Source organism: Acidovorax soli (assembly GCF_014207955.1).
GTDB lineage: Bacteria > Pseudomonadota > Gammaproteobacteria > Burkholderiales > Burkholderiaceae_C > Acidovorax > Acidovorax soli_A.
The window spans coordinates 665,235-679,469 of record NZ_JACHLK010000002.1 but is presented as its reverse complement, the minus strand read 5'-3'; the positions used below and the strand labels follow the sequence as shown (position 1 = coordinate 679,469).

The window sequence follows — 14,235 nt, the reverse complement described above, 5'->3', positions numbered from 1 at the left end:
GCTCCATGGACGCATCGACGGCCCGCTTCTACGAAGACAACGCCCAGGACATAGCCAGCCGGTACGAATCGGTGGGCAGTCCTGTTGCCAAGTACTTCCCGCTGGCATTTGTGCCAGGAGCCCGGGTGCTGGATATCGGGGCAGGGTCTGGTCGCGACCTGGCGCACCTCCTCAAGAGCGGCTATGACGCGTACGGTGTGGAGCCGACAGGCGGTCTGCGCGCGGCAGCCAAGGCCGCCCACCCCGAGCTCGAAAACCGGCTCGTGAGCGCGGCGCTGCCCGAGTTGGGCATGCCCTTTGACGGCAAGTTCGATGGGATCCTTTGCAGCGCCGTCCTGATGCACGTTCCAGACCATCAGCTGTTCGATGCTGCACTGGCCATCCGTGCACTGCTCAACCCCCACGGCCGCCTACTGCTGTCTCTGCCACTGACCCGTGGCGACGACCTGGTGGCGCATCGTGATGCCAGCGGCCGGCTGTTCCAGGGGTACACCGCCGAAGAGATCCAGCTGCTGTTCGAGCGCTTGGGATTCCAGTGCATCGGCCGCTGGGATTCCGACGATGCCCTGGCCCGGGCCGGAACCAGTTGGTACACGCTGCTGCTGGAGTTGCGCACTACCGGCACCCTGCGCGCCATCGACCAGATCGAGGGTGTGCTCAACCGGGACAAAAAGGTCGCCACCTACAAGCTGGCCTTGTTCCGTGTCCTGGCTGACATCGCCATGCACGAGAGCAAGACCGCCGTCTGGCAGGCCAATGGCCAAGTGGGTGTTCCTCTCCTGCGCATCGCAGAGAAGTGGCTGATGTACTACTGGCCCATCTTCGCTTCCCAGCAGTTCATCCCCCAATCCCAGTCTGAAGGGGCAGGGGGCAGCAAGCCCGTCAAGTTCCGGGCAGCGCTCACTGCCTTGATGCAACCCTACCGCGAACAGGGAGCGCATGGAGGCCTCAGCGCCTGGCACCTGGACTGGCTTGCCGGGCGGCTTAGCAGCGGCATGCAGGACCAGCTCCGATCCGTGCTGCGTGTGATCGCCCAGACCATCCGCCTGGGCCCGGTCGAGTTCTCGGGTGGAGCATTGGAGTCGGGGACCGTCTTCGAATACGACAGCCGGTCAGGCCTTGTGCTGATGCCCGCGGACATCTGGAAGGAGTTGAGCCTGCTCGGGCACTGGATCGCCGATGCGGTCGTGCTGCGATGGGCAGCGCTCACGGAGCGCTTTGGGCACCGGCAGGGAATCACATCTGGCGACGTGCTGCCGCTGCTGCTTGCGCGCCCCGACCCGGAGCGCGCCACCATGCTCGCCCGCCAGGCCTACGAAAAAGCCGGCGTCACCCGGTGCACCTGGTCCGGACGGCCGCTCAAGCAGCGCTTTGCGGTCGACCACGCCATTCCGTTCTCCCTGTGGGCCAACAATGACCTGTGGAACCTCCTGCAGGTCGACCACCAAGTCAATGCCAACAAGTCCGACAAGCTGCCTTCGGCGCAGTTGCTCAGTGACCGGCGCACCGCGGTTCTGGAGGATTGGGAGGTCCTGCGCGCAGCCCAGCCGAGCTTGTTTGATCGGCAGGCGAGTCAACTGCTGGGGTGGGCCCCTGGCAACTCACCGCGGTGGGCGGATGCGATGTTTGGGCGGTTCCGTGAGGCCGTGGAAGTGACCGCCCTGCAGCGTGGCGTGGAGCGCTGGTCAATTTGAACTGCGTCGACTCAGCCGCAGGTGCATCGGAAAGGTAAACGCAAAGCTACTGAGCCTCAGCCAGCAGCGCCAGGACTTTGCGCTTGCCCAGGCTGAGAACCTCGTGGATGCGTCCCAACTGTGCGGCGCGAGGATGTGCCTTGCCAGTCTCCCAACGGTTCACCGATGCGAGGCCCGCCTGAAGCAGCTTGGCCATGTCCTTGGACGAAATTCCCAACTCTGCGCGCTTGGCTGCCAACGCTTCTGGTTTGAATACCCATTTGCGACCGCCTTTGCGCGCGGGCGCTTCTTCGTCCACTGCAACCTTCACCGGTACCTTGACCTGGCGCTGAGCGGTCTTGAGCTGCGATGTCAGCGACTTCACTTCGCGCTTGAGTGCTGCGATATCCGAGCGATGAGCGGTCAGCGATTTGCGCATGCCCTGGAGCTCTGGCTTGAGCTCCTTGCGGGCCATGCGAATGACTTCAGAGCGGAATGCATTGGAGAAGGTAGTCATGGGCGGATTGTGTACCAGCGGGCGCTAGTACCGAGCACTGTTGCAGAATTGAAAAAGACCGCCTGGGCTTTTGGCCTGGCGGTCCTATATTTCACCGGCAATTACTTGCCGGCTTTCTCAGACTTGCGCTTGGCGGCCTTTGGGTCCACCGCAGCCTTGAATTTTGCGCCGGCCACAAACTTGGGTACGGTGGACGCAGGGATCTTGAGCGCGGCGCCGGTCGACGGATTCTTGCCGGTGCGAGCTGCACGCTTGGCCGACTTGAACGTACCAAAGCCCACCAGTTGGACGGCATCGCCCTTCTTGACAGCGGTCTGGATCGTGTCGATCAGGGTTTCGAGGATGGCGCCAGCGGCCACTTTGGACAGGTCGTGTTTAGAGGCAAGGACTTCCACGAGATCAGCGCGGTTCATAGGTTCCTGGAAAAAAGAAGTTGGAGCGCGATTTATATTGCAATTGCTCGCCTTGAGCTCCCATGCCAATTGTTCAGTGCTATCGACGTCGCAATGACTATGTTTTGCTGGAAGAACTATTCTTCCGCATGGTTGCTGTGCGAGAGCCATATCTTGTTGAGGGAAGGCATCTCTCGATGCGTCACAAGGAAGGCATCAGCTTGTAGCTCTGACCTGCCCCCTCCCGCCGTAGCACCAAGGCGGAAGTCCGGGTTGAAGGTTACTTGATCTCGTTGCCCGAAGCCGGTGATGGCGAGTTCTTGCTGCGATGGCGCTGCGCAAACTCCGCCGGAGGAACGCGCCCCAGACTGCTGTGCGGCCGAACCTCGTTGTAGTCCTGCCGCCAAGCCGCAATCGTCGAGCGCGCCTGCGAAAGGCTCTCGAACCAGTGCTCATTCAAGCACTCGTCGCGGAACTTGCCGTTGAAGCTCTCGATGTAGCCGTTCTGCATGGGCCTGCCTGGCTGGATCAGGATGTGCCTCACGCCATCGGATTGTGCCCAGGCGATGAAGGCACGGCTGGTGAAATCCGGCCCGTTGTCGGTACGCACCGCGGTGGGATAGCCCCGAAACATTGCGGCCTGATCCAGCAGCCGCGTCACGTTCTGGCCCGAAATGCCGTAGTCCACGGCGATGTCCACGCACTCGTGCGAGAGGTCGTCCGCCACGGTCAGACACTTGATGCGCCGCCCACTGCGGTCACTGACGAAGTCGATGCTCCACACCTCGTTGACGCGCGAAGCCACCGCCAGCGGCACGCGCTCGCTGAGCGCGCGCTTGGCCTTCTTGCGCTTGCGCACGGCCAGCTGCGCCTGGTTGTACAGGCGATAGACCCGCTTGTGGTTCACTCCGGGGAAGTCCCGGCGCAGCAGGTCGTGGATGCGGCGATAGCCGAAGCGGCGCCGCACCTGCGCGATCTCGATGATTCTGGCGCTGAGCCGCTGTGTCGCTTCACTGGGCACCGGTGGGTTGCGATAGCTGTCCCTGGAGAGCCCCACCAGACGGCAGGCGCGTCGCTCAGACAGGTAATGCTGGGCAATCATCCTGGCTGCCGCTTCGCGTCTGGCCTGCTGGGCTAGGGCTTTACGCCGAAGACATCCTTGAGCGCATGGATGTCCAGATGCGCCTCGGCCAGCAAGCGCTTGAGCTTGGCGTTCTCGGCTTCGAGCTCACGCAAGCGCTTGGCGTCCGTCGCCTGCATGCCGCCGAACTTCGCGCGCCACTTGTAGAACGTCGCATCGCTGAAGCCGCCCTGCCTGCAGAGCTCCTTGACCGGCATGCCTGCTTCAGCCTGCCTGAGGAAGCCAATGATCTGCTCCTCGGTGAATCTGCTCTTCTTCATGTCCGTCATTCTCCTGGTTGACGGACTTCACTACCTTTACGTTGGTACGGCTGGGAGGGGGCAGGTCAGTTTCAACCTCGGCCAAGTAAGCCAGCTCGCTGAGTAAGAGCGTTCCGGAATGTTCACGCGTGATTGGGACGATCTTCGCTACTGCTCGGGAGACAAGTTTGCCGGCGGGAATTGATAGTCCTCGCACTGCAGCAGGTAGAAATACTCTCTCAGGAGTGCATCGGCAACGCATTTAAGCTCAATGACTACCGCTTGCTGCTTGGCAGCATGGGCGGTGCCGTCCCCTCGCATGAGGGACTGCAACAGCCGCGAAGCGTCTGCCACATCTGCCTCTGCGGCGAGCCAACGATGAAAAGAAATCGAAACGGGTGTCAAACCGCTGCTCCAAAGGTGCGATAGCACGCTGATTGAGCAGAAGCCCGGTGGCCACGGCACGAATGTGACCAAATCAGAAGAGACGTTAGTATGCACGTGGGATGTGCATGCGTTCTCCGCACCTTCGGAAGCATGGTCTTTATGCAGGTGTCAAATTTTTGCGTCGAACAACAACCCGACGTTGGTGCAACAGCTCAGCGACGGCCACCGTGTGTTCGCGCTTCAACGGAGAAAGCGCCGCCTGGTCCCCGGCCCTCACCGATGACGGCAATCCATGCGCGAAAGCTGCGTCAACCGGATCCCGACCAGCGTCAAGCACGTACAGGAGCGGCCAGGGCGACCATCGGTTCAAGACCAGCGCGCGGCCTTGTCGATGCGAAGTGATCCGCTGCATGTACATTCGGCTTACACCTCGACACGGGACGGAGCAACTGTTGGGCACACAATGCTGGCTTGTCTGATCTGGCCGCATTTGTGCCGCGACCACCGGGCCTCACCAGCTCAATCAGCGTGCCACCGCACCGCCTGGAGTTGGATATGACGTTCGTCACAACTGCCTTTCGCCGCTGGCTTGCGGCTGAACAAGACGCCAATGAGGCAACTCGATCTCTGCTATCCATGGTCTTGACCGTCGAGGCTGGCGATGTGGCCGAACAGCAGGATCTGGTGAAGAAGCTGCGCAAAGATGCGCACGACCCGCTTCAAGAGTACCTAGCGGCTGTTCAGTGCGCCAGTGCGCAGCTATGGCATTTCAAGGCCGCGCCCCTCCTGGCTGATCTGGATGTACCAAAAAAAGGCCCGCACGAAGCGGGCTAGAGGGAGGGATGGTTCAGCCGGGAGGTGTCAGCCCGGCAATGACATCCTCACCGTGTCTATCGCCGGGAGGTGTAGGACAAGGCCCTGTCACACTGACGAATTGATCAATCCTTCAGTTTGGGTTCCCGTATGCCTTGCACCCACTCAACCAGGCCCTTAAGAGAGTGCATGAACCAGTCGACCCACAAGCATGCATCGAAGCCACGAAGTCAATGGCGCATACCGCCATGAAGACTCCCAATTGACCCACCTTTCAGGTTGCAAAGCATTAGCCGGGTTGTCCCGGCGTACCCAGAAGGAAAACCCACCGGCGAAGACGCTCGTTGCTGGGCTGGCCGCAAAGGCTCCGAACAGCGATGGAGACCTCGGTTTTCGCCCCTATTCGAATGTCAGTCCGGTAGAGTTGCAAACGAGCACGCGAGCGGCATTGAGCGCCTCTTGCTCAGTGTCAAACGGCTCAGTGGGGATTTGCGATACCAATGCGCCCGAACTCAGCTCAATCGACGCCACAAACCACTTTTGCCCCTTTGTCAGGAGAACCCAGCAAGTCTGACGTGAGCCGCACCGGAGCTGATGTTCTGCGGTAATCATGCTCATTGAACGTCCTTCCTCTCCCACGGTTGGAAGAACAGTCTGCATCGCAATTTTTTGGTTGTATGTGGGATAGACGCTCATTTTTCCCGGGCCCCAAGTGTTCGGGGTCTTTGCCGCCCGGAAGTGGCGGGGTGCGCAAGAGAAAGTTGAGGGCGCTGACAATGGCTGTGGCCGTGCATAGGCGCTTCACCCGAATGGTCAGCTACTGCACTAGTGCCCCTCGAGCACGTGACGCGAAAAGAATGAATAGTTAGTGGCGCGGTGCCATCCAGCAGCTTTGGCTACTCCGTCGGAGGCTCACTTTTTACTGCGGCATGTCGAGTAGACGTTAGCAATGCGCGACCGTAACCCGTGATTGAGTGGACGACTGCGGGGCCAGTTTTGCCACTTTCGGGCAGGTCGGCAACGATCATTCCAGCAGCGGCTAGAACGCGGATCCTATCCACTTTGGACTGGTCAATCACTTCCAATGGGAGTTGGCGAGCTACGATCTCCCGAAGGTATTCAAGAGGCATTTTCCCATCCTCCTACGATTTTTTTGGAATCGTACTGCACGCATGCAGTCTTGCCTAGAATGGCCGCTTACAGGACCGTGGCCGGCCAAGCCTATGGCCGTGTGCAATGCCCTGTCCTGCCCAACCAATGCCTCGGGACGGCACCCGAACGCTAAGCAAATCTTCGGCGATGCGATTTAAAAGTCAGCTGTTCGCTCTTGTTCTTTCGGTGCTGCTACCAGCATCGCTGGCAGCATTGCTTGCCATCTGGTATGTGTACAGAGAAGAGCAGGCATCGAAGGAGACAAGTCTGAAGGAGGCAGCACGCACCTTCTCCAATCTTGTGGACAACGAACTGCGATCCAGACAGAAGATTCTGCGGACAATCGCAAACGCGCCCTCGCTTGCCAGTGGCGACCTGGACCACTTCTACGAGTTTGCCAGGAAGACGGCTCCAACCCCTGACACGGCAGTCATTTTGATCGACCCCAGCGGCCGGCAAATTCTCAATACTCGGCTGCCTCTAGGTTCGGAACTTCCCACGCGACGCAATGCAAGCATCAGCGAGTTGATGCAGCGCAATGGCGCAGATGCCGCCCTGGTTTCGGACATGTTTTTTGCACCTATTGGCAAGCGATACGACTTTGTCGTCCAAGTTCCAATCATTGAACGTGGGGACATCAAGTACTTCGTCGTCATGGGAGTCGATGCCGCTGCTGTCCAGGCCCTGATAAATCAACAGAAGCTTCCGGAGAATTGGTTGGCGGCCATTGTTGATCGCAAGGGAGCGGTGGTTGCTCGATCGCGAGACCCCGAGAAGTTTGTAGGTCGTTCAACCGACGAGCGACTGCAAAGGCTATTCGCGTCTACCACGCAAGGTGTCACCCGCTCAGTAACGCTCGACGGGATTTCGGTGAAGACCTTCTATCATCGCGTAGCAGCGTCAGACTGGACGGTGGTGCTGAGCATCCCGGAGGAAGAGATCACGCGCTCGGCGTTCCGCGGCGCGGGGCTGTTCGCTGCTGCCGCCTTGATGCTCTTGATCCTTTCGCTGCTGGTGGCGCGCAAGATTGGAGCGAAAGTCATATCCCGGATGCAACGGCTAGAGGCTGCAGCTGAAGCGCTCGGTCGAGGTGAGGAGGTTGCCTACGCGCCGCAGGGCCTCATGGAAATCGATGCCGTAGGAGCGCGCATAGCCGAGGTGAGTAATCGGTTGGTATCCAGCCAACGCGAGCTCGAGCGTCGGGTTGCAGAGGCTATTGCCGATACAGAGCGTGCGCAAAGAGCGTTGCTGCAGAGCCAAAAAATGGAGGCGCTCGGAAGGCTCACAGGTGGTATTGCGCATGAGTTCAACAACTTGCTGCAAACGCTCTCAACCTCACTTCAGCTTGCAAAGCGCTCGGGCGACATCGAGCGCATCCACGCGTTGCTCGATACGTGCTCGAAGGCATTGAAGCGCGCCAAAGTCTTGACAGGGCAGCTCAGTTCATTTGGCCGGACCCAAGATGCGCGAATGGAAACCGCGAGTTTGCATAAGCACATCCAGGAATTCCGACAACTGGTCGACAACGTGCTTCCAGCGGGCATCAAGTTGACCGTCGAGCTGCCAGAGGAAGACTGGCCTGTCACGATTGATCCAACCCAGTTCGAACTGGCTTTTCTCAATTTGGTGATCAACGCAAAAGATGCCATGCCATCCGGGGGGACCATCCGCCTGGTTGTTACGAACGAACATGATGCAGCCCCCGCCCCAGGTTTTGCGCGGGGAGATTATGTCCGTGCGAGCTTCACCGATACAGGCATCGGGATGAGTGCCGAGGTCATGGCCAAGGCGCTCGATCCGTTCTACACCACCAAGAAGGTTGGACAAGGTACAGGCCTTGGACTGCCACAAGCGTTCGGCTTCGCCAAGCAGTCGGGAGGTACGCTACTCCTCCGAAGCACCGAAGGCCAGGGCACGCAGGTCGAGATCATCCTGCCAAAAGCAGAAGGCCCAATAAAAGTTCCCAAGTCAGTTGGACCGGCCCTGTCTTTGGATACCGAAGCATCTGCAGGCACGCTTTTGTTTGTCGAAGACGATGCGCTGGTGAGAGAAAGTGTTGCTCCCGCTCTGGAGAGCGGGGGGTTTTTCGTCATCATGGCTGAGAGTGCGGATGCGGCGCTCGCCTGTCTGGAAGCTGGCACCAAGGTAGATGTCGTTTTTTCCGACGTCGTAATGCCAGGCTCGCTAAACGGAATTGATTTGGCCCGCATAGTGTTCGGCCGCTTCCCGAATATCAGGGTTGTCCTTGCGACCGGGTATTCGGAAAATCGGGTTTCCATACCCGGCGTGCAGGTCTTGGCAAAGCCGTATGACATGGCCGATGTGTTGCGTGTACTGAAACGCAGCGGCCCAGCTTAAGGGAGAGGTTTAGTCATTCCTTCGTACGGAATGGCCAACCTTGAACACCGGCGCCGACCCGTGATCGCCAAGAGCAAACAGAACGGTCGACGGTCGGGACCTCCAAAAGTTATCCACGATCCGTGCGGACACTGGCTGCCCGGGCATCTCGCTCCTCTGGCTGTTTTCGCCCGCCTCTGCATTCGTTTTTGGGCGGTCGGCTGGGACAGCACAGCACGCATCCTTATCGACTGGTGTGGACCCTGGAGAAGGCACTTGCCGAACATCCTGGATCAGACATGCCCCGATTGCAGTTGACTGTTATTTCCAACTCAGCCAAAGACTCATCAACTGCGCACGGCTGCGCACCCCGAACTTGCGGTACAGCGCCACAACGTGCTGGTGCGTGGTCGAGGTGGCCAGGCTCAGTTGCTCGGCAATGCGCTTTTCCGATGCCTCGCCCAGCAGGAGGCCGAGCACCTTTCGCTCAGTGGGCGTGAGCGGGGCACGCGCCACCAGCGGGCCGCTGGTCAGCATGACGTGGCGGTGGAACCACTTGATGCCGCGCAACGCATAGGCCAGCAGGGCGATCTGCGGCGCGGTGAAGGTGTGAGCCGCGTAGAAGCCGAAATGCGATTCCGCGTCACCGTTGATCGGAAAGCCCACCCACACTGCATCGTGCGTACCGTGGGGCGCCCAGAAGGCGCGGTAGGCCGGGCCGTCGAACCAGTCTGCGGGCAGGTCGCGCCGCAGCCCATAGGTTCTGAAGCGGCCAACCTCGCGCATGGGCAGCAGAAAAGAGGGGTCGATCTCGCGGCTGTTCCAGCGCCGCTGCAGTTCCTTGAACGGCCCCTCCTGCGCAGCGGGCAGCTCATCAAAGGGGTGCAGCACCCGGGTCACGGCCACGCGCCAGCCCTGCAGGGGGTCTTCGCCGACCGCGGCACCATCGCCGCCCTCGTGCGCCTGCAACCGTATCGCGCCGCCCCAGGTGGAATTACGGGCATTGACCATATCGCACAGGCGCACCTGCAGGTGGCAGGTGGCCGCCTCGGCCTGGCCGGCTTCGAAGTCCGTGAGCTCGTCCCACAGACGATGGATGTCTTCCTGGATGGCGGTGTCCAGCACGTAGTTTCCTCCCCCTACTGTTTAGTGGATAGGAGCACGGCGATGCAGCCGATAAGCTCCTCTCTATTGCGGTAACTAACTGTACGATACCGCCCCTGCACGCCCGGTCGGGCGCGGTATGCGCGCACATCGTTCGGCGCATTTCTAGAACATCGCTTTATTCCTTCGTCCATGGGATTGTTTTTTTCGCATGAAACCCTGCACCGTCCGCGCAGGGCTTTGGCGGCGCTGGGCTGCGCTGCCGCTGGCATGGCGCCGTTCACCAGCTTTTCGGCGGATTTGAACGACACCGGCCTGGGCCAATGCTTTGATGCCTCTGGACCTGTCGCCTGCACGCAAGCCAATGTCGGCGATTCAGCGCTTCATCCGCGCCAGGACGCGCGTTTTGGGCGCGACGCGCAGGCCGCGGCGGGCTCTCTGGTCAAGATCGGAGGCGGGGCCGCAGGCTTTGACTTCACCGCGCTGGACACTACAGGGCAACCGGTGGCCCCCGGTGCCCATGTCTGTGTGCGTGACAACGTGACCGGGCTCGTGTGGTCCACGGAAACGCTGGCGTCCACATTTACGGCCGCTGGTGCCGCCGCTGCCGGCTACAGCCGCTGCAGCCAATGGCAGGGGTGGCGCCTGCCCACGCGACGGGAGTTGCTGTCCATCGTGCACAACGGCGCGGCCCAACCAGCGATCGACGCAGCGTATTTTCCCGCCACGGTGCCTGGCGGGTATTGGAGCGGCGACGTCTACGGCCTCGACACCGCCAGGGCCTGGGCCGTTGACTTCGCGGACGGTGCCTCCCTTGCTCCCGCCCAAAGCGCAAGCAATGCGTTGCGGCTCGTGTCAGCCGGCGCAGGCGTGAACCAGGCTCCCCGCATCACCATCGCCAACGTCAACCTCGACGACAAGGCCGCCATGGCACCGTACATGGCGCCCGAGGCCAGTGCCTATCCGCACTGGCGCCCTCAGGCGATGGTCATGCCTGGCTGGGCGAGTGTATCGCCCGGGCCCGCCAGTGAATCAACCCAGAATCTCACGGCTACAGTCACGCTACTGCCCGTGACGGGGCAGAAAGCGCTCGAGTTTGACGTGCCGCCCACGCTCGACCCGGCGACGGGAACCTTGTCATTCAAGGTCAAATACCAGTTTGAGGACTACGTTGAAAATACGGGTGGCCACAGAGTGATGTGGAATTCGTCAGCAGGCTTGGCCCGAGTCCAAGTGGAACTAAAGGACAACGGCGGTACGGCCAACGGTGGAGTAGATACGTCTACGGCAGTCTTTGAGATTTTTCTTGATCCTAAGCCTAAGGCAGTTGATCGCAGCATTCGTGCGCCATGGCGAAATCTATGCGTTTCCGTCACAGTAATGGCCTGGGATGCCGATACAGTGAATATGTTCGAGCCTGGCGCGCCCATAATTTTACCGCCGCTCAAAATAGCTTCCCTGCCGAAAAATGGTTATCTGGAGGACGTAAATGACTTTTTTACTCCGGCTTACAGTAATGATCACAAGGTTGCCGGCTATAACTTGTATTCATCGTTTTGTTATCGCCCATTCTCAATGACTTACACCGGTTTGGATAGCTTTACGTTTACAGTGACAGATACGGACGGCAACGTCAGCGAACCGGGAACCATCAACATTGAGATTTATGAAAACTAAACGGGTCTCAGGGCAGAGCCGTTGCGCAGCGTTGCTGTGGGCCACCCTTGTCGCCTCAACGACGGTCCCGGCGTTCGCAGCATTTACCGCCAGTGCAGACGGCACTGCGATCGACGGTAGCACTGGCCTCGTCTGGGACCGCTGTGCGTGGGGTAGCGTCTGGAGCGCAGCGACGAGTGCTTGCGTGCCATCCGGGGCAGACACTTTTACCTGGGCGGGCGCGCTGTCGGCGGCAGCGGCTGCCAACGCCGCCAACCACCTGGGCCACAACGACTGGCGCCTGCCCAGCAAGAACGAACTCGAATCGCTGGTGGATGTCGCTGCGAGTGCCAGCCCCGTGATCGATCCGGTGTTTCCCTGGCCTTACCCAGGGGCAGAGTTCTGGTCGTCCACGACTTACACCCCTGCACCGTCCGGTGCGTGGCGTGTGAGCTTTGCCAACGGCAGCGTGGCTGCCGAAGGAAAGACGACCCTTCTGCGTGTACGCTTGCTGCGGGGCGGCTCCGCAGCCGCTGCGTTCGACAGGCTCCATGGCGCGCTGCATGCCATCACGTCATCGGTCAATCCAGCAGCCGCAGGGAGTGTCAACTGCAGCCCGAACCCTGTCGTCCAGGGCGCTTCGGCCATCTGCACGGCCACACCGTCCGCGGGCTATGTCTTTTCTGGGTGGGGCGGGGACTGCAGCGGCACGTCGGCCACATGCACCCTGAGCAACGTGACGGCTGCACGCTCGGTGACGGCGAGCTTCGCACGCAACGACCCGGGACCGTCTGGACCGTCGGGTCCAACGGAGACGCCGGTCCAGGGCCCGGGCGTGGTGAACGTCACCGATCCGTCTCTCCCCGTCGTGGTCGGCCCAGGGGGCGATGGCGCCACCATCGTGCTGCCCGGCACCGGCACCACGCCGGTGAGCCTTCAGATCACCGTCAACGGCCAGCCGATGACCGTGACGGCTTTGCCTGGCACCCAACTGAAGGTGACCCGGGTGGATGGCCAGGACGTGCTGGTGCTGGTGGTGCTGCAGGGCGAGGCGTCCATGGCCAGCACCGCCGCCGGGCAACCCATGGCGCTAGCGGGCACGGTGCTGCTGAGTGCAGGCGCCGCGGGCACGCGCATCGACGCGCAGCCGCTCACCGTGGCCGTGGTCACTGGCGCGCTGCTGCCACCGCCAGGGGCATTGCCTGAGCTGGGCAACAGGGGCCTGTTGGCGGGTGAACGCCTGCTGATCGATCCGCAGGGCAGGCTCGTGTCCGTCACCCTCGGCTCGATCAAGGGCGATGCGCAGCAGATGGGGGATACCATGGCTTTCACCAACCTGCCTGCTGCGATCACGGTGGACGGCAAGGCCTTCGCACGGCTGGCCGGCGCGGTAGCGCGCCTGGCGGGCGCCAACCTGGCCCAGGGCCTTGAAGTGGCGCCCTCGGGCGTGTTCATGCTGCGCGATGGCGGGCAGATCTTCCAGCTGCTCCCCACGCAGCCCATCACCGTGGATGCAAAGCAGCCCGATGGCCTGTCCTTCACGCCCCTGGGCTTGCTGCGTTGGGTGCGCGGCGGCGTGGTAGTGCAGTTTGCGCCTGCGGTGGCAGACCTGGCGGGTCTGGCCAGCGCCGTGACAACGGCATTGCCGGGTGCGACCTTGCAGCTTGGCGCCGAAGGTGTGCTGCAACTGGGCTTTGGCGGCACCACCTATGTGCTCAAGCCGGACTGGACGGGCGCGGGTGTCAGCACAGCCACGCCTCGCGTTGGCGTGGACGAACAGGGCCGCATCGTATTCCAGGCGGGCAATGGGCCCGGGCAACTGCTGCTGCCCGCCCTGCTCAGCGCAACGCAGGCGCAGGGCATTTTCGGCACGGCCATTCCAGGCGCCACGCTGGCCGTGCAACCGGGCAGCGGCGAAGGCGCGCTCACCCTCACCCTGGGCGGGCAGACCTGGCGCCTGCTGCCGCAGTGGGCACTGCCCGCTGGTGCGGCGGGCCAGACGGAGCCCTGGCGCATGGGTGCCGACGGAATGCTGTACCTGAAGCTGGGAACGCAGGTGCAGGGTATGCGCATCGCAGATTGAGAGCCTCAAGCACTCTCTTGCGCCAGCGACCGCAGGTTCGTGATTGATGCGAGCGAGGCAGAGGAGGAAGGGAGGCCAACACAGAGGTGGGCCCTTAGATGCTTCAGTTGAACGCCTGCGGAAGCCATGGACTCAAGAGTGCCGGCTTCCTTCGATGGCTCGCACTCCCGACGCCGACTTTCGGGCCTCCCGAAGGGCTTCACAAATCTACTCGGATCATCGTCCCATCGAATGAAATGTCACCAGCGGCTTCTTCTGAATGACCGCTTAGCGATTTCATGCGGCACCCAGGCTTCCCTGAAGCAGTCGCTCCACGGAGTGGAGCTTCTTGGCCGCTCATTCAGGCCGTGCTATACCAACGTGCGACGGTATTCAAAGATCCTCGTCAATGCGGTGCAGGGGTGTAGTTCCAGCTCGCTATTGGAACTGTCTTTCACTGAATGCGCAGACCCACGTTCTGGCGTGATTCAACGCCTCCTCTTCCGTGTCGAACGATAAGGCCGTTGATACAAACTCTGTTTTGCCATCTGGGAACTCTATCGAGGCAACGCTCCACGCCCTTTTGCGCAAGAGACGAACCCAACAACTGGTGAGCGCATCGCATTGAAGCCGGTGCTCTGTAGTGATGACTCTCATGCACCGAAAGTAGCAGAAAGCACTCTTGCACGTCATCGATCAAACCAAATCGACATCATTTTCATTGTCATTTTTTTCTTGACAAAATTCCTGGAATTAGTCGAA

General features: G+C 61.0%; 9 protein-coding genes. 5 read left to right on the top strand and 4 right to left on the bottom strand.

What is annotated here, in order from left to right; genetic code table 11:
• Positions 1 to 5: 5 nt before the first annotated feature.
• A complete protein-coding gene (locus HNP48_RS07570) occupies positions 6 to 1,694 on the top strand; it encodes a methyltransferase domain-containing protein (protein WP_184856267.1) in 1,689 nt (562 codons plus the stop codon).
• Between the two features lie 46 nt (positions 1,695 to 1,740).
• Here the strand turns inward: HNP48_RS07570 and HNP48_RS07565 are convergent, their stop codons facing one another.
• The 3 genes from HNP48_RS07565 to HNP48_RS07555 form a co-directional block, all read right to left on the bottom strand.
• Positions 1,741 to 2,190 (bottom strand): DNA-binding transcriptional regulator, encoded by a 450-nt coding sequence (locus tag HNP48_RS07565; protein WP_184856266.1) that lies wholly within the window; start codon positions 2,188 to 2,190, stop codon positions 1,741 to 1,743.
• A gap of 101 nt (positions 2,191 to 2,291) precedes the next feature.
• On the bottom strand, positions 2,292 to 2,753 hold the full coding sequence (locus HNP48_RS07560; RefSeq protein ID WP_409362537.1) for an HU family DNA-binding protein: 462 nt from the start codon (positions 2,751 to 2,753) through the stop codon (positions 2,292 to 2,294).
• Between the two features lie 109 nt (positions 2,754 to 2,862).
• Positions 2,863 to 3,983 (bottom strand): IS3 family transposase gene (locus tag HNP48_RS07555; RefSeq protein ID WP_260420132.1). Its coding sequence is split into 2 segments (ribosomal slippage): positions 2,863 to 3,734 and positions 3,734 to 3,983, totalling 1,122 coding nucleotides; the frame shifts between segments, so codons are not numbered across the junction.
• 921 nt (positions 3,984 to 4,904) lie between these two features.
• Here HNP48_RS07555 and HNP48_RS07550 point away from each other — a divergent pair.
• Positions 4,905 to 5,183: a hypothetical protein gene (locus HNP48_RS07550; protein ID WP_184856263.1), complete on the top strand. Its 279-nt coding sequence runs from the start codon at positions 4,905 to 4,907 to the stop codon at positions 5,181 to 5,183.
• A 1,278-nt stretch (positions 5,184 to 6,461) separates the two neighbouring features.
• The gene (locus HNP48_RS07545; protein WP_184856262.1) at positions 6,462 to 8,672 is read left to right on the top strand and encodes an ATP-binding protein; all 2,211 of its coding nucleotides are present in this window, start codon (positions 6,462 to 6,464) and stop codon (positions 8,670 to 8,672) included.
• 300 nt (positions 8,673 to 8,972) lie between these two features.
• Here the strand turns inward: HNP48_RS07545 and HNP48_RS35320 are convergent, their stop codons facing one another.
• On the bottom strand, positions 8,973 to 9,776 hold the full coding sequence (locus HNP48_RS35320; protein WP_184856261.1) for a helix-turn-helix transcriptional regulator: 804 nt from the start codon (positions 9,774 to 9,776) through the stop codon (positions 8,973 to 8,975).
• 171 nt (positions 9,777 to 9,947) lie between these two features.
• Here HNP48_RS35320 and HNP48_RS07535 point away from each other — a divergent pair, with 171 nt between their 5' ends.
• Entirely contained in the window at positions 9,948 to 11,432 is a 1,485-nt protein-coding gene (locus tag HNP48_RS07535; protein WP_184856260.1) for a DUF1566 domain-containing protein, read from the top strand.
• Positions 11,422 to 13,494 (top strand): DUF1566 domain-containing protein, encoded by a 2,073-nt coding sequence (locus HNP48_RS07530; protein WP_184856259.1) that lies wholly within the window; start codon positions 11,422 to 11,424, stop codon positions 13,492 to 13,494. Before HNP48_RS07535 ends, HNP48_RS07530 begins: the two co-directional genes overlap by 11 nt.
• The last annotated feature ends 741 nt before the right edge of the window (positions 13,495 to 14,235 follow it).